The sequence below is a fragment of the Pseudochrobactrum mosebachae genome (assembly GCF_048914685.1).
Taxonomy (GTDB): domain Bacteria; phylum Pseudomonadota; class Alphaproteobacteria; order Rhizobiales; family Rhizobiaceae; genus Pseudochrobactrum.
In genome coordinates, this window is the sequence record NZ_CP128408.1 from 2,622,700 (window position 1) to 2,639,444 (window position 16,745).

At 51.1% G+C, this 16,745-nt stretch carries 13 protein-coding genes; 4 read left to right on the forward strand and 9 right to left on the reverse strand.

Annotated features, from left to right (window positions below):
- Nucleotides 1-3: 3 nt before the first annotated feature.
- The 3 genes from choV to MP213Fo_RS11930 form a co-directional block, all read right to left on the reverse strand.
- Nucleotides 4-1,041: a choline ABC transporter ATP-binding protein gene (choV, locus tag MP213Fo_RS11920; RefSeq protein ID WP_421089210.1), complete on the reverse strand. Its 1,038-nt coding sequence runs from the start codon at nucleotides 1,039-1,041 to the stop codon at nucleotides 4-6.
- A 2-nt stretch (nucleotides 1,042-1,043) separates the two neighbouring features.
- Nucleotides 1,044-1,880, reverse strand: coding sequence for a choline ABC transporter permease subunit (gene choW / locus MP213Fo_RS11925; RefSeq protein WP_421089211.1), 837 nt, complete (start codon nucleotides 1,878-1,880; stop codon nucleotides 1,044-1,046).
- Nucleotides 1,881-2,078: 198 nt separating this feature from the next.
- Nucleotides 2,079-3,041 carry a choline ABC transporter substrate-binding protein gene (locus MP213Fo_RS11930; protein WP_421089212.1) on the reverse strand — a complete coding sequence of 321 codons (963 nt, stop codon included), beginning with the start codon at nucleotides 3,039-3,041 and terminating at the stop codon, nucleotides 2,079-2,081.
- A 499-nt stretch (nucleotides 3,042-3,540) separates the two neighbouring features.
- Between MP213Fo_RS11930 and MP213Fo_RS11935 the strand changes: the two genes are divergently transcribed.
- Both MP213Fo_RS11935 and MP213Fo_RS11940 read left to right on the forward strand, forming a co-directional pair.
- Entirely contained in the window at nucleotides 3,541-4,788 is a 1,248-nt protein-coding gene (locus MP213Fo_RS11935) for a DUF2333 family protein (RefSeq protein WP_421091129.1), read from the forward strand.
- Nucleotides 4,789-5,047: 259 nt separating this feature from the next.
- Nucleotides 5,048-6,019, forward strand: a complete 972-nt coding sequence (locus MP213Fo_RS11940; protein WP_421089213.1) for a small ribosomal subunit Rsm22 family protein — start codon at nucleotides 5,048-5,050, stop codon at nucleotides 6,017-6,019.
- A gap of 49 nt (nucleotides 6,020-6,068) precedes the next feature.
- On the opposite strand, the gene MP213Fo_RS11945 is transcribed toward MP213Fo_RS11940, so the two are convergent.
- Together MP213Fo_RS11945 and MP213Fo_RS11950 are read right to left on the reverse strand one after the other, a co-directional pair.
- Nucleotides 6,069-6,767 carry an OmpW/AlkL family protein gene (locus tag MP213Fo_RS11945; RefSeq protein ID WP_421089214.1) on the reverse strand — a complete coding sequence of 233 codons (699 nt, stop codon included), beginning with the start codon at nucleotides 6,765-6,767 and terminating at the stop codon, nucleotides 6,069-6,071.
- A 212-nt stretch (nucleotides 6,768-6,979) separates the two neighbouring features.
- Nucleotides 6,980-7,960: a glutathione S-transferase family protein gene (locus MP213Fo_RS11950; RefSeq protein ID WP_421089215.1), complete on the reverse strand. Its 981-nt coding sequence runs from the start codon at nucleotides 7,958-7,960 to the stop codon at nucleotides 6,980-6,982.
- 409 nt (nucleotides 7,961-8,369) lie between these two features.
- On the opposite strand from MP213Fo_RS11950, the gene MP213Fo_RS11955 reads away from it, so the two are divergent.
- On the forward strand, nucleotides 8,370-8,894 hold the full coding sequence (locus MP213Fo_RS11955) for a GNAT family N-acetyltransferase (RefSeq protein ID WP_421089216.1): 525 nt from the start codon (nucleotides 8,370-8,372) through the stop codon (nucleotides 8,892-8,894).
- 165 nt (nucleotides 8,895-9,059) lie between these two features.
- Here the strand turns inward: MP213Fo_RS11955 and MP213Fo_RS11960 are convergent, their stop codons facing one another.
- The 4 genes from MP213Fo_RS11960 to MP213Fo_RS11975 are packed head-to-tail and all read right to left on the reverse strand — an operon-like array spanning nucleotide 9,060 to nucleotide 15,957.
- Entirely contained in the window at nucleotides 9,060-11,150 is a 2,091-nt protein-coding gene (locus MP213Fo_RS11960; protein ID WP_421091130.1) for a glutamine amidotransferase, read from the reverse strand.
- Nucleotides 11,151-11,152: 2 nt separating this feature from the next.
- Nucleotides 11,153-14,035 carry a DUF4159 domain-containing protein gene (locus MP213Fo_RS11965; protein ID WP_421089217.1) on the reverse strand — a complete coding sequence of 961 codons (2,883 nt, stop codon included), beginning with the start codon at nucleotides 14,033-14,035 and terminating at the stop codon, nucleotides 11,153-11,155.
- Nucleotides 14,036-14,953 carry a DUF58 domain-containing protein gene (locus MP213Fo_RS11970; protein ID WP_421089218.1) on the reverse strand — a complete coding sequence of 306 codons (918 nt, stop codon included), beginning with the start codon at nucleotides 14,951-14,953 and terminating at the stop codon, nucleotides 14,036-14,038.
- Entirely contained in the window at nucleotides 14,953-15,957 is a 1,005-nt protein-coding gene (locus MP213Fo_RS11975) for an AAA family ATPase (protein ID WP_421089219.1), read from the reverse strand. The genes MP213Fo_RS11970 and MP213Fo_RS11975 overlap by 1 nt, the downstream gene beginning before the upstream one ends.
- A 157-nt stretch (nucleotides 15,958-16,114) precedes the next feature.
- On the opposite strand from MP213Fo_RS11975, the gene MP213Fo_RS11980 reads away from it, so the two are divergent.
- Entirely contained in the window at nucleotides 16,115-16,741 is a 627-nt protein-coding gene (locus MP213Fo_RS11980; RefSeq protein ID WP_421089220.1) for a DUF1285 domain-containing protein, read from the forward strand.
- The last annotated feature ends 4 nt before the right edge of the window (nucleotides 16,742-16,745 follow it).

Genomic DNA, 16,745 nt, shown 5'->3' on the forward strand with positions numbered 1-16,745 from the left:
GGATTAATGCCGGTGACGGGTGAGACCACGCACGACATCATCGGCAGAAATCTTGCCGATAATTGCACCATTATGTACCACACCAACATCACCATTATTACGAACCATAGCCTGCATCACATCATGGATAGAGGTGTTGGGTTTTGCGGTTGCCGCGAAAGGGCGGGGCGGGGCACTGCGATCAAGCGGTGACATCAGGTCTGAAGCCAACAAAACCCCGAGCGGGTTCATATTGGCAACAAAATCTGCCACATAATCATTGGCCGGATTGAGCAGAATATCCTGCCCGCTGCCGCATTGAATGATACGACCGCCTTCCATAATCGCAATGCGATTGCCAAGCTTCATCGCTTCATCAAGATCGTGGCTGACAAAAACAATAGTCTTTTTCAGCTTTTCCTGCAGATGTAGTAATTCATCTTGCAGTCTGGCGCGGATCAGCGGATCTAGTGCAGAAAAAGGCTCGTCCATCAGCAAAATAGGCGCGCCTGTTGCAAAGGCACGGGCAAGACCGACACGCTGCTGCATGCCGCCCGATAGCTCGCTGACCTTGCGGGTTGCCCAATCCTGAAGGCCGACCAGCTCAAGCTGATATTTAACCGCCTCAATGCGCTCTTTTTTTCCAAGCCCTGCAATTTCAAGACCAAAACCGACATTGTCCTCAACAGTGCGCCAAGGCAAAAGGCCGAATTGCTGAAACACCATAGAGATCAGATGAGTGCGCAAATAACGTAACTGCGTAGTGCCTGCCTCGGTTACGTTGAATTCTTCACCCTTATTGTAAATAGTAACACAGCCGCGGCTGATCGGGTTCAGACGGTTGATAGCACGAAGCAAGGTGGATTTGCCCGAACCGGACAATCCCATCAGCACCAGCAACTCGCCTTCTCTGATCTCCAGCGAGCAATTATGCACACCTAGAATATGGTCGGTTTCGGCCTGAATTTCTGAACGGCTATAGCCCTGATCGGCAAGATCAAGCGAGCCTTCAGTTTTCTTGCCAAAGATAATACTGATATTTTGAAGACTGATGGAAGCCATGATTAATTTCCCTTACCCGGACGGAAGATGCGGTCGAGGATAATGGCCACAACAACAATCACTAACCCTGCTTCAAAACCAAGTGCGGTATTGACCGAGTTAAGCGCACGCACAACCGGAACGCCAAGGCCGTTGGCGCCAACCAAAGCCGCAATCACGACCATAGATAATGATAGCATGATGGTTTGGGTGAGACCGGCCAGAATTTGCGGCATGGCGTAAGGCAGTTCAATTTTCCATAACAGCTGACGACGCGAAGCACCAAAGGCCTCACCGGCCTCGATCAGATGTTCAGGTGTTGAGGAAATACCAAGATGGGTCAGGCGAACGGGTGCAGGTAAAACGAAGATTGCTGTTGCCAGCAAGCCCGGCACCATACCGATACCAAAAAATACAATGGCCGGAATGAGATAAACGAATGTCGGCAGGGTTTGCATCAGGTCGAGCACTGGACGCAGCACTGCATAGAGCTTTGGCCGGTGCGCAGTGGCGATACCAAGCGGCACGCCCAATGCCATACAGATAAAGCAGGCCGAAAGCACCAGCGTGAGTGTTTCCAGTGTCTGCTCCCAATAGCCCTGATTGAGAATGAACAGAAATCCGAGAATTGTCAGAATTACGGTTGAGTATTTTCTTTGCAAGCCCCATGCAATCGCGGCAAAAATGGCGATCAGGATCAGGGGATGCGGAAATTGCAAAATAGCAAGCAGCCCGTCAATCATGCTCTGCATGATTACGGCAATTGCATCAAATAACCAGCTAAGATTATCAGTCAGCCAGGTTACAGCAGTTTTTGCCGTATGCCCGACAGGAATTTTATAAGAAGTAAGCCAGTCCAAAAGTCAGGCCCCCCGTTTTCCGGTCAGAGTATTTTGTAGAACGTCTGTCGCTGCAATCCTGCACAGGTTGCAGCGACAGGCTGATCATATTTATTTGAAAGCATTATATGTCTTAGATGAAAAGGCTCTCACTTTTGTGTTTACGCAGTTTTAAACGAAAAACCGGTTCCCACTTTCTGAAATAGCTTAGACGCAATATCAGAGGCCGAATGTCTTTTTAACGGCAGCTAGGCCATCATTACCGTCAGTGGTTGTAACATCTTTCAACCAAGGTGTAAGCGCATCCGGATTGGCTTTAATCCAGTTGGTCGCAGCTTTGGCAGGCTCTTCACCATCATCAAGAATTTTACCCATGATCTGGTTTTCCATTTCAAGGGTGAATTCAAGATTGGAGAGAAATTTGCCAACATTCGGGCATTGCTCAGTATAGCCGTTCCACACATTGGTTTCGACTGTGGCGCCGCCCAGATTAGGACCGAAGAAGTCATCGCCGCCTTCAAGGTAGCGCATATCAAAACGAGAATTCATCGGATGCGGTTCCCAGCCAAGGAAGACAACCGGCTTGTTAGATTTAATATCCTTGGCGACCTGAGCAAGCATGCCCTGCTCCGAGGATTCCGCAACCTTAAAGTCTTTCAGATCAAATGCGCCCTTGCTGATCATATCAAGGATCAGACGGTTCCCATCATTGCCGGGCTCAATGCCATAAATTTTTTCACCGAGCTGGTCTTTGAACTTGGCAATATCTGCAAAGCTTTTCAAACCTGCATCATAAGCAAAAGCCGGTACTGCCAGCGTATATTTGGCACCGGTTAAGTTGGTGCGCAGGGTCACTACGGTTTTGTCATCAAGATAGGGCTGCAGATCTGCCGCCATAGACGGGTTCCAGAAGCCTAGAAATACATCAATGTCTTTTTTACTTAAGGATGCATAGGTCACAGGTACCGAGAGGATTTTAACATCGGTCTTATAACCAAGACTTTTCAAAATTTCGGTAGTGACAGCTGTGGTGGAGGTAATGTCGGTCCAGCCGACATCGGAAAAGCGGATGGTTGAGCAGGCTGCCGGCTCTGCGGCCAGTGCATTGGCGCTTGTCACGAGCAGCGCCGTGCAGGTCAGAGCCATATTTTTCACAGTTAGAAAACGCATGTGTCTCTCCATTGACCGGATTATTTATTGGTTTTTTGTCAGTCTTCCGATTTAAACAAGCATCAAAATCTGAAGTCTTCAAGCGGTTTTGTGGAGCTAGAATCCAAAAACACGACAAAATGGGTCGGTAACGGACAGGCTAAAAATTTTATCGAGCAATTTCAAGGCTAAAGCATAAAATTAAATATATGCTCCCGGTTGAAGCGGGTGTTTTCTAAATTATATAGACCTGAATTAAGCTTTTTCGCAGCCGTAAAACCGCATGCCTCATGAGCTGGAACAGCTGTAAATTTATAGATCACAAAGCACCAAGATCAACAGCTGCACAGGATAGATATAATCCAGATAACATGGTGGCACTGTTGCGTATTTCTATGAAACTATGCAAGGGTTTACCCGAATAATTATTGTTTTCCGGAAGATGATATCATGATGCCGGATCAGGACTGAAACTGAGGACATAACAGTGACGATTATCAGAAACATATTTGTTTTTATCGGGCGGTTCATTATGGCCTTGCTGCGGTTAATTGCTGTTCCGCTTGGCGGCCTGTGGGGCATTTATAAAAGACTGGGTGTGTTGTGGAAAACCCTGACAGCCGTTGTGGTTGTTGGCTGGGCTGTACTATTTGGCTATTTTGTTATCCAAACGCAGGTCTGGACAAATTTCGATCCTGATTATCCCTCAAAATATGCCTATCAGAGTGCAAAAACCCCGGGTGAAGCCGTGGAACCTGCACCAAATACAGCGCCAGCAGCATCACCCGCGCCGGTTACACCTGCTCCAGCTGTTAGCCCTGAAGAGGTGAAGCCACCGGAAACTACAACTGGTGAAGTTGCACCTGTATCAACCGATAGTACAGAGCCGGCCTCCGAGCCGAAGCCAAATGAGGTAACTCAGCAGCCAGCGCCACAAATGGCGTTTTCTCAGCCGGCCGCTGCTCGGGTTTGTGCACCTTCGGCTTTGGCTGAAGTGACCGCTGATCTCACAGATTTTAACGTGAATCAGAATGCATGGATTTCTTCCATGTTCTTTTATAAAACCGGTTTTTTCGGCATGGATTGGGATCGTACGCCGTTTCTGGATAACAAGGCGTCTTTTCAGCGCGGCGTTCATTCCGCAGTCCGACGCACAACAATCGAGCTGGTTGATACATTAGGGCGCTTGCGCGGAACCTCGCAAATCGACGGCGACCTTCAAAAAGCCCGCGGTAATATGCAGTTTCGTGAAGATACTTGGTATTTTGGTATCAGCCCGTTCGGTCCTAAAACCCCTACACCAAGCTATTACCGCTCGGCAATTAAAGAGCTGCGGTCTTTTAATGCCCGTCTTGAGAAATGCGATGCAACCTTTGATGCCCGCGCTGATAATCTGATCCAATATGTTGATCGTATTGCCAGTGATCTCGGCTCAACCTCTGCAATCCTCAAAGACCGTTCGGATAATTATCATGCCGGTTGGTTCGATACCCGTGCCGATGACCGGTTCTGGTTCGCTTATGGCCAGCTTTATGCTTATTACGGGCTGATCCGCGCCACGCATTCAGACTTTAAAGCAGTTTTGGCTGAAAAGCATCTTGATGGTCTGTGGGATGCGATGGAGCAGCAATTGCGTTCGGCTCTTGATATGCAGCCGGTGATTGTTTCTAACGGGCGTCAGGATGCGTGGTTTACGCCATCACATCTGACGACAATGGGCTTTCATATCCTGCGTGTGCGCTCCAATCTGGTAGATATCCGGCAGGTTCTGGAGCGCTAAAGCGCATCCCGAAAAGTGTGCAGCGGTTTTCGGGGGCAGGAATAACTAGAGCGAGTAACGTTCAGGTTGGATCGCAGCGCTCGCTCTAGATTCTAGAGTTATCGCATTGTCAAACCTATCAAGTTGATTCAACTTGATAGTGAAATGCACTAGCGTGCTTCCGGTTTTTGAAGCGGCTTTGGAGCGCGCAATTATAATTATTAAAATCTCTGCATATGCTTTATTGCACATGCAGAGATTTTTTATTCAGGATGATATTATGGAGCTACCGGCAGCATTAAGGCACGCCGTTGATACGCAATTGCAAGGTGTGCCATTGGCTGATCTGCAACGGGCATCCAGTGTTTTAAGCCAGCGTTATCGTGCGGAAACCCGAGACGGTAAGTGGCATTTATCTGATGAACTGGCTGCAAACGCCTATCTTGCAGCGCGTCTGCCTGCCACATTTGCGGCAGTGGTAACTGCCTTGCAGGAGGCAGCGCAGATATGTCCTGATTTTGCACCACGCAGTCATCTTGATATCGGAGCAGGGCCCGGCACTGCGATGTGGGCGGCTGGCAGTGTTTGGCCGCATTTACAAAAAGCGCTGCTGCTGGAAGGAAGCAATGCCATTCGCACTGTAGGCGAGGTACTCTCGGCCCATGCAGCGATACCGGATATTGAATGGCGCGCTACAGATGTAACAACGGGCTTGAACAATGCCGAGGCGTCTTCACTGGTAACACTGGCCTATGTGCTGGACGAGTTGAGTGAAGCTGAACGCCAAAAACTGATTGTACAATTGTGGCAGCTGACTGAAGGCATGCTGGTGATAATTGAACCCGGCACACCTGCAGGCTGGCAGCGTATTATGGCAGCAAGAGCGCAGTTGCAGGCATTGAATGCGCAGATTGTTGCGCCTTGCACGCATGAGCATGCGTGCGGTGTGCAGCTACCGGACTGGTGCCATTTTTCACGCCGCGTGGCACGGTCAAAAATTCATCGCTTGACCAAAGAGGCGGATGTGCCGTGGGAAGATGAAAAATTCAGCTATCTTGCGGTGTCGCGCCAACCGGTTGCGCTCAATGGCAAGCGGGTTTTGATGCAGCCGAAAAGCGGTGGCGGCAAAGTACATGTCAAGCTTTGTTCACCTGATGGCAGTGTGAAGGAAAGCCTCATCACCAAGCGTGATAAAGCCCTGTTTGCTGAAGCAAGACGCGCTGACTGGGGTGACCTTCTGGTCGCAGAATAAATATAAAACAGCCCTGCATAGCCATATGCAGGGCTGTTTTTACCTCAGATCAGAAGCGGTAAGTAATACCTGTACCGATCAGCCATGGATCAAGTTTGGCTTTACCGCTCAGTTGTGCGCTGCCGACATTCACATCAAATTCAGGGCGCAGATAAAGCTTCTTCACATCGAAGTTGAAGCCCCAATGATCGTTGATCATATAATCAAAACCAACCTGTAATGCGCCGCCGAATGTGTTTTTAACTTTCAAATAATCAGCATCATGGGATTTCTGATTGTAGAAAATGCTGTAATTCACACCGGCACCGACATAAGGTTTGAAAGCACCAAAATTGGTGAAGTGATATTGCATGGTCAGGGTTGGTGGCAGCAGCCACACTTTACCGACATCAAGTCCATCAATCGCACCCTTGCCGTTTACATTGGCATAAGTCGTGCCGAGAATGAGTTCTGCTGCAAGATTATCCGTGAAGTAATAGGAAATATCGAGCTCAGGTACGATGGTGTTGGAATAGCTGAGGCCGGAGCCCGGGATTTCATTCACGTAACCCGAATTTTCAGTGACCACACCCAGAGCACGAACACGAACCTGCCAAGGGCTCAGAGCCACAGGAAAACTCTCTGTTACCTGCTGTACTGGCGCTGCAATAATTGCGTCGGCAGCCAAGGCAGGTTGAGCTGCACAAAGGGTAAGTGCAGTAGCAGCCAGAAGGGCGCATGTTTGACGGTTCGTCGTGAAAAGTGCCATGTCTGATTTCCTTGTGCTTTACAATAGTTGCAAGCTGGCATCCGGCAGGCGGCTTTCCATTGATCGAAATCAATCATTGCTAATATAGTATCGCGTTACCTGATCTTGGTAGCGCGATGTGATAAATTGGTCACGCTTGAGCGGAGCCACCAATATGTGACAATACTAAAATCCAGAGCGAGCGCTGCGATCCAGCCTGAATGTTACCCGCTCTAGACAAAGGGGGCACGGTCATGGGGTGTGTTATAATCCAGTTCAGGCCCCAGCGGCACAATGCCGGTCGGATTAATGGTTTTGTGGCTCATATAATAATGGTTTTTGATATGGGTGAAATTGACCGTTTCTGCCACATCGGGCATCTGATAAAGAGCCCGAACATAATTCAATATATTCGGATAATCAGCAATCCGCGCTTTGTTGCATTTAAAATGCCCGACATAAACAGGGTCAAAGCGTATCAGAGTAGTAAACAACCGCCAGTCAGCCTCGGTTAACCGCTCGCCGGTAAGATAGGGTTGTGAATTGAGAATTGTTTCTACTTTATCGAGCGCATCAAACACATTATTATATGCATCTTCATAGGCAGGTTGCGTGGTTGCAAAACCGGCACGGTAAACGCCATTGTTAATATTAGGATAGATAAAATCATTCAGCGCATCGATTTCACTGCGTAAATCCTGCGGGTAAAAATCCAGCTCTGCATCACCGAATTCGTTAAATGCGGTATTGAGCATGCGGATGATTTCAGCCGATTCATTGGAGACAATGGTCTGCTGCTGCTTGTCCCATAGTACCGGTACTGTGACGCGCCCGGAATAGAGCGGATCGGCACGGGTGTAGATTTCATAAAGACGCTTGGAGCCGTAAAGGTGATCGGGCGTTGCATCCGGCTGATTGTAAAATGTCCAGCCTTCTTCTGCCATCAGATAGTCCACAACCGATACGCTGATAACGGATTGCAGTTTTTTAAGCGCCCGAAAGATCAGAGTGCGATGCGCCCAAGGACATGCCAGCGAGACATATAAATGATAGCGACCGGCCTCGGCTTTAAAGCCGCCTTTGCCACTTGGGCCGGCACTGCCATCAGCGGTAATCCAGTTGCGAAATTGGGACGCGGAACGCACAAAACGCCCGTCATTGGCTTTGGTATCATACCATTGATCGTGCCAGACACCGTCGACTAAAAGTCCCATGATCCTGATCCTTATCGTTTTGCTGCGGAGTGAAAGCCTATTATTAGCTTTCATATCGCGCTGTTATTATTCAAGTTTAATGTAATGCATAATTTTGCAATGTCTCTGCCGATCTGCGCAACACGCTGTCCTGAAAACAGGACGTGGTTGATCGTGACAAATAGCGGGTAAATTTCAATCATCTGCAAGAACCGGCTCTTTACCTTTAAAAAGAATGGTGCTAACGACAATTATCCGCATTACACTGCGGCACATATGAATGGTTTCGGAGTTAGAAATTTGACAGGCATGCAGTTCATCCGACGATGAAATTGTAAACGGTGCGCGGCACCGGTTAGACCTGTTTGCGTTTTTACGCCCTTGAGCTTTACCTGATAAGCTATTGAAATTTCTAAACAAGTGATGTGCCATGTTGCAGTCTGATCTATCCTACGCACAGGAAACCTGTGCTCATGATGCGGAAATCGAAGAAATCAACGCGAGTGCTTTTGGTCCGGGCAGATTTGCCCGTGCGGCTTACCGCATCCGTGAAGGCGGCGGGCATGATCGTGACTTGTCTTTTGTGGCACTAAGTGGCGTACAAGTGATCGCGTCAATTCGTATGACGCCGATCGTAATCGGCACCACACCGGCCTTGCTGCTGGGGCCGCTGGCTGTGCGTGATGGCTGGAAAAACCGCGGCATTGGCCGTTATTTGATGCGGCAGGCCATGGAAGCATCAGCAAAAGCCGGCCACCGCTTGAGCCTTTTGGTTGGCGATGAGCCTTATTACCGAGCCTTTGGTTTTGTTAAAGTTGATGCCGGCAAAATCATCATGCCGGCACCTGTTGATCCCGAGCGTTTGCTGGCTTGTATCCTGCCCGGTGCTGAAGAGCTTGAAGGTATTGCCCTTGCGCAACTGGCGGGCCCCGTCATGCATATTAATCAAGTTTGATTTATAAGAGCCATCCCCCTTTAATGTAGTATGAAGGGGGATAAAGCAGTTTCAGGAAAAGTGGGAACCGGTTTTCCTGAAACTGCGTTTAAACAAACAAATAGAGCGGGTAAAGATCAGGCTGGATCGCAGCGCTCGCTCTAGATTTTAGCTTTTCGAATTTTATTATCTGCCTTCGCGATACCATGTACCACCAAGAATAAGCAGCAATGCCGCAAGCGCCAAAAGGCTGGTGAAAAGCGGAATGCGATGCACCGCAACAAGGCTGGTATCTTGAGTGGGGCGCAGCCCTAACTGATTAACCGGACTTTGCTTTTGCGTGGCGCTCATCAGGCTGACATCGGGCACTGAGACCGCGCTTTGCGCTGACGTTTCACGCAAGCGCAGCACATTGCCGCCACTGGCCTCAGCAACAGGCTGTAGTTTGAGCAGAGTGGAAATACTGTCGCGCTGTTCCGGCGTATCTACATTGCCGACATGCGCCAGTACGGAATAATCACCATTCTCAATTTTATACAGCCCCTGTTCCGTCACCGGCACATCAGCGGTAAACTGGCCGGGCTCTGCTTGTATCAGCGGGGCTTCAATCACTTTGCCGGTTGGAGTGGTAATTTTGGCAGTCCCAGCCTTATCACTCATAGTCTGGCGGGTAATGCTCAGGCTGTTGGCAGTGCCTTTTGCAGTCAGCGCTTCTTCTTCCAGTTCCGGTTCCTGCATCAGCCAATGCGCCATGCGGCGATAGAGCGAAGCATAGGGGCCGCCACCTTCAAAACCGCGTGCCCACAGCCAGCCCTGATCAGAGAGCAGCATGCCAACGCGGCCTTTGCCCTGATGCCCCAGAACGAGCAGTGGTTTATTATCGGGGCCTTGCATAACGGTTTCACCTTGCGGTGTGGCAATATCGACCGAGCGGAACCAGCGCCCCCATTGCGGAGGCTCCTGATCACTGCCTTCCAGTCCGCGTGTTACGGGATGGCGCTTACCGGCATCGGTCAATCGGGGGAAAAAGCCTTTTTCTGTCATGCTGCCGGTTGGCAGAGCTGGTAAAATACTGAGCAGCGGCGTTTGCGCTATCGAGGCGCTGCCGGCATATTCAGGCCCTGCGGCAATTAGCAGGGCACCGCCATTTTGCACATATTGAGCAATATAATCATAATAGAGCAGCGGCAACACATTGCGGTGCTGGTAGCGGTCAAAAATAATCAGATCGAAATCTTCAACCTTTTCAACAAATAATTCGCGTGTCGGAAATACAATCAGCGATAATTCATTGATCGGTGTGTCATCCTGTTTTTCAGGTGGGCGCAGAATAGTAAAATGCACGAGATCGACAGAGGTGTCGGATTTGAGCAGGTTACGCCATGTGCGCTCACCATTATTCGGCTCACCAGAAACCAGCAAAACCCGCAAGTTCTCACGAATAGCATCGATGATTGCCACGGCCTGATTATTGGCGGTTGTAACCTCGCCAGCAAGTGGCTCGGTGGCAATTTCAATAATATTGCGACCGGCATGGGGCAGGGTGATCTCGGTTTTAGTGTCCTGACCAATTTCAGCGGGTATTGTGGCTATTGTCTCGCCATTAATGCGTATGGTGACGATGGCGGATGTGGTGGCACCGGAAGGCATTTTGCCGGCATCTTCCACACGAAAGACCAGCTCTTGCGGCTTGCCGCTTAAGCCGAAACGCGGCACGCGGATAAAGCGGATACTGCGGTCAAACTCATCGCTGGTACCGGTGATCAGCGCATGAAGCGGTGCTTTGAAATTGATCTCACCGGCATTGGCAGGCACATCATGAACCTGGCCATCGGTGATCATAACAGCACCGCCAATGCGCGATGGTGGCACATCACGCAAGCCTTCATTCAGAGCTTGAAACAAGCGTGTGCTGTCGCCCGCTTCGGACCCTGATGGCGTTTCAATAATTCTGGTTTCAATCTCAGGTAGCGCGGCAAGTTTTTGCTTTAGCACTGCCAGTGCCGCATCCGTATCTGGTGTGCGGGTGCCGAGTGACTGGCTGGTGCTGCGATCGACAACCACCCCGACAATGGTTTTCAAAGGCTGGCGCTGCTCGCGCAAAATTTCAGGATTTAATAGTGCCAAAGCCAGCGCCGCAAAACCGGCAAGGCGCAACAGGCTGCCGCGTTTGCGCAATAATATACCGGCCAAGGTGATGAGGGCGAGAGGTACAAGGCATAATGCCAGCCAGAATGTGGTCAGCAAAGGTGAGAAATTGAATGAAAAAAGATCCATCATCAATTCCCCAGCCGTTCAAGCAGTGCCGGAACATGTACCTGATCAGCTTTATAATTACCGGTCAGCACATACATCACCATGTTAACTCCGCCGCGCAATGCATAAATCCGCTGCATCGGATCATTGGGGATAGTGGGGTAAAGCGGTTGCCAGTTTTCATCCATTGCCCATGCGCCCGCCAGATCATTGGCAGTGATGAGAATAGGGCTGACACCGTCACCATTACGCACCGGACGATCTGTCGGAAGATCATCATCCGCACTACTCACCGGTGCCTCGCCCCAGAGCGGGCTACCGCGATAACGACCCGGAAAATCCGGCATAATGAAAAAGGTTTTGCTCAAAACATGATCATTGGCAATCGGACTTAGCGGCGGGATATTCATAGTATCAAGCATTTCACGCAGGCGTTGGGTGGCCGGACTGGTGCCGCTTAAACCTTCGGTTCCGGATGATAACTGGTCACGGGTGTCAAAAATAACCGTGCCACCCTGCTGCATATAAGCATCGATGCGTTGCAAAGATTTTTCACTCGGAAATGGCGCAGCATTATCCACCGGCCAATAAATCAGCGGATAAAAAGCCAGCTCGTCTTTTTCGGGATCAACGCCGACCGGCTCGCCCGGTTCAAGCGAGGTTTTATCGGCAATAAACTGGGTAAGACCGGATAGGCCGACACGGCTGGTCTCATCAACGGCTTTATCGCCGGTTATCACATAAGCAAGATGGGTGACATCAAGCACATTAATCTTGGCCTGATCATCGGGCTTGGTATCGTTAGGCGCTGCTGATGCGGTTGATGGTGTTTGGGCAAATGCCTGTGGTTGCATCAGCGGCATGGATAAAAAAACCGCAGAGACAGCCATTAAAACAAGCAGGGAGTTTAAACCTCCGGATCGCCGCCATGCATTGCGCGAAAAAATACCGCCGAACCACAACATCAGCAAACCATCAAGCGCCAATAGCAGGCAGGCAAGGGCAAAGAGGGGGCCTTGCAGGGCAATGGTCTGTTCTTTGGCGGCAGGTACCAGGCTCACAGGTGTTGTGATTTGTGGCTTAGTCATTGGTTCAAGACTGCTTTCGCTATCCATCAGGTTCAGCGCTTGATAGGCCTGATCTGTGCCATAAAGACCGGGCGGGGTATGGAGCGAGGCTTTGGGAGCTTTACCTTTCTCAATCATCAACGGTTTGGCCGTACGGGACAGGCCTGCAAGATTGCCATTGGCGTCAAGCAGGCTGAGGGCTGGCAAGGTAACGGCCTGTTGCGGATTGCCCTCGGCGGCTTGTGTACCGGAAATTTCAGTGATGCGGTGTAAAAGATCAACAAAGCCACCGGATAGTGGCAGGTTTGACCAGCCGATATCCGGCGCAATATGAAACAGGATCAGCCTGCCAGCGCCACGGTTTTCACCGGTGATCAGCGGGGTGCCGTCGGCAAGGTTGAGCCAGCTTTTGCTGATCAGATCCGGAGCTGGTTCGGCAAGCACCTGACGCAGCACCGTGATATCATCCGGCAGCCGAATATTGCTGAAAGGGCTATCCTGCGGTGCCTGTGCGATGCTTTGTGGTGTTGACCATGACAGGGTGCCGCCAAGATTACGCTGTCCGCTGCGTAACAGAACCGGTAAGAGCGGATCACGCTGACCGGCAAAATCACCGCCCTGTGCCGCAGCCAGCCTCGGGCCCGCAAAGCGCAGCAGGGTACCGCCATCATCCACCCATTGCAGTAGTTTCCTGGCTGCAGAATCCGGCAGCCGCCCTATATCAGACAGCACGATGATTGAGGGTTTTTTCTCCAATAGTGTATCAAGCGACTGGGATATATCCGGATCATTCACGGTTACCAGATCGGCAAAAGGTGCCATGGCACGGGAGATGTAATGCAATGGCGAAAGTAGCGAATGCGCAGTGTCGGCATTGCCCGCATTGAGCAGACCCACGCGCTTGCGTCTATTATTATCGTCGAGCAGCCATGTGGCACCGGCATGACGCATGGCATCAATTCTGACCATGGCAATATCATTACGCAATTCCACCGGTATTGTGATTTTGGCGCTGGTTTGTGCTGTGCCTTGCGCGAACTCTGCCTGACTATGCGCCAATATCCGCCCTTGCTTATCATAGGCGCTGAGAGCTGCACTTGCTGGTGCGGTGTCAGTGGTCGCGCGTATCAGCTGAACAGTGAGCGCATCTTGCTGATTGGCAATGCCGGTTATTGCATATAATGGCTGCTGCTCAGGCATAATCAGTTGTATCGAAGCTGGTTTTGCACTGTCGAGCTTCGTAAAAGCCTCTTTATCTTGCGGCGTTCCCAGACCATCATGCAGATAGAAAATACGGGTGCCGGTGGTGTTTTGCAGCGCAGTGGCAAGTTTTGAAAATGCGGTGAGCCGCTCGACGGTTACAGGACGCGGCTCTAAAGCCTGTAAACGTTCTTTGGCTTGTTGCGCATTAAAAGGCCCGTTTGCAGCATTTTCATCTTCAGCCGTTGCAATCAGAAAAACCGGAGCATCATTTTTCTCAGCATTGCTGATCAGCCATTGTGCCTGATTTTGGATTGCCTGCCATTGCGGAGCAGATTCCCAGCCATTATCGATAATCAAAGCCACCGGCTGCGTGCCGGTGAAACTGATTGGCTGTGGTTTCCAAACCGGTCCGGAGACTGCAAAAATCACCAATGCAGCCAGCAGCAACCGCAGCAATGTGAGCCACCACGGGCTTTTGCTGGCCTCCTGATCATGGCGCACCAATCTTGCCAGAATAGCCAGTGGCGGAAATGGCTCCTGTGCCGGCTTTGGTGGTGTGGCACGCAACAGCCACCAGATCACCGGCAGGGTTGCGAGGCCTAGCAGCAGCCATGGTGCGGTAAATATCAGCGGCATTTAAACTCTGCCCCCGCTCGACGGCTGGGTGCCGGCAGTAAGATAGCCATGCAAGGTTGTAAGCGCTTGTGCCGCCGGTTTGTCGGTGTGATTGATTATAAAACTCCAGCCAAGCCGCGTGCAGGTTTCACGCAGAAATGCACGTTGCGCATGGTATAGCCTGCGATACTCTTCCGCATAATTTTGTGCTCTTCCGGCGGTGAGAACCGCACCGCTAACCGGATCACGAAACTCGGTGCGACCGGAAAACGGAAAACTTTCTTCTGCCGGATCAGCAATGGCGATCAGATGCGCGCGGATACTGCGTTTGGCAATCTGGTCAAACTGCGCAGTCAAGACATCCGCCGGTTGCAGAAAATCACTGATCAGCACCAGTTCATTAAATCTTTGTACAGGGCGTAAATCCGGCTGCGGGGCTAATGTATTTTGCTGCATTAGTGCTGTTGCCAGCCGTTCAGCACCATTGCGCGCCAGCAATGGCTGCAAAACTTGCGGATAAGCAATGCGCTCGCCAGAGCGTGAGAAAAGCTCGGCCAGTGCCAAGGTCAGTACCAATGCACGCTGCTGTTTTGAAACAGACGCAAAGCGCGATTGATAGAGCATCGACGCTGACGGATCGCACCATAGCCATATTGTGTGGGCCGTTTCCCACTCACGGTCACGCATATAGGTATGATCATCGCGTGCAGAGCGCCGCCAATCGATGCGCGAGAGCATATCGCCTTGCATATAGGGGCGGAACTGCCAGAAATTGTCGCCGGTGCCGCGCTTGCGTCTGCCGTGCCAGCCATTGATCACAGAGCCGGCAATACTGCGCGCTTGTGTAATCAGCTCCGGCATCAGCGCTGCCTGCCTGCGTGAAGGCGCCAGCACATCCGCTGCAAGCTCAGCACTGGTTATGGTGCCGGTTGCCACCATCAGCCGATGGCCTGCGCCAGCTTGGCAATCACAGTGCGGATGTCTGTGCCATCAGCGCGCGCCGCAAAATTAAGCGCCATACGGTGCTGGAGTACAGGTTCAGCCAAGGCTCTCACATCATCGATTGAGGGGGCAAGGCGCCCCTGATAAAGCGCACGGGCACGGGCACACAGCATCAAAGCCTGTCCGGCACGCGGGCCGGGGCCCCAGCTGATATGGTTTTTTGCGTGGTCATTATCGGCATCAGGTCGGGCGGAGCGGACCAGCTGCAAAATTGCTTCCAGAACGGTTTCCGGTACTGGCATTTGCCGGATGAGATGTTGAATTTCCTGTAGCCGTGCCGCATCAATAATTTTAACTGCACGGGCTTGCATTGTGCCGGTGGTGTTGAGCAGAATTGCGCGCTCAGCGTCAAGATCAGGATAATCCATATCAATCTGCATCAAAAACCGGTCCAGCTGGGCTTCCGGCAGCGGGTAGGTGCCTTCCTGTTCCAGCGGGTTCTGGGTAGCAAGCACATGAAACGGGCTTGGCAGATCATAACGCTGACCGGCTACGCTGACGTGATATTCCTGCATTGCCTGCAACAATGCAGACTGGGTACGCGGCGAGGCGCGGTTGATTTCATCGGCCATCAGCAGCTGGGCAAATACCGGGCCTTTAATGTAGCGAAAAGAGCGGCGGCCATCGGCATCCTGATCCATAACCTCTGAGCCGATAATATCGGAGGGCATCAGATCCGGCGTAAACTGGATACGTTTTTCATCAAGCCCCAGCACGGTTCCCAGTGTTTCCACCAGACGGGTTTTGGCCAGACCCGGTACGCCGACCAGCAATGCATGGCCACCGGCCAGAAGTGCGACCAGTGTATTTTCAACGGCCTGCTGTTGCCCGTAAATAACCTGACCGATCTGTTCGCGGATTTTGGTCATGTCGCCGGCTGCCTGATCAGCCGCCTTGACGATGGCATCAGGGTCAAGTTTTGGCACAGCAGTAAAATTCATAATCGCCTCTTTCAAAGGTATTCAATATGGCAGCAGGTCTTCAATCCGGCTTTACTTGAATCATCAGGCAAGACTATGTCATGCTGATGGTAGCGTAAATGGTGCAGGCTTGATTAATCGGGGGACACCGGTACATCCGTTATAAAATGAGAAGACTATGGATGAAAAACGGCAGCAGGAAGATGAAATGAACAGCAGTAATGCGAGTGGCCTTGATGCTCTGATGCGCCGTGCGTCTGCGCAAGTGAATGCAGGAAAAGGCTTGCCGCCGGTAGAAAAATGGGAGCCGGATTTCTGCGGTGATCTTGATATGGAAATCAAAGCCGACGGCACTTGGTTTTATATGGGGACACCGATCGGCCGCCCGCAGCTGGTACGCTTGTTTTCAACCGTGTTGCGCAAAGATGCAGATGGTAAAACCTATCTGGTTACGCCTGTTGAAAAGATCGGTATCCGTGTTGAAGATGCTCATTTTATTGCGGTGGAAATGAATGTGACTGGTACCGGCGCAGAGCAGGCCCTGACCTTTCGCACCAATGTCGGCGATGTGTTTGAAGCGGGGGCAGAACATCCGCTGCGATTTGTCATTGAGGATGTAACCGGCGGCCTAAAACCCTATCTGTTGGTCAGAGGCCGGTTGGAAGCGCTGGTCAGCCGAGCTGTGATGTATGATCTTGCAGCGCTTGGTGAAGAACTGCTGATTGATGGTGTACCGGTATTTGCAATCCGCTCCGGCGGGCAGATATTTCCGGTTATGCCGGTTGAGGAATACCGGGTAAAGTGAAAAC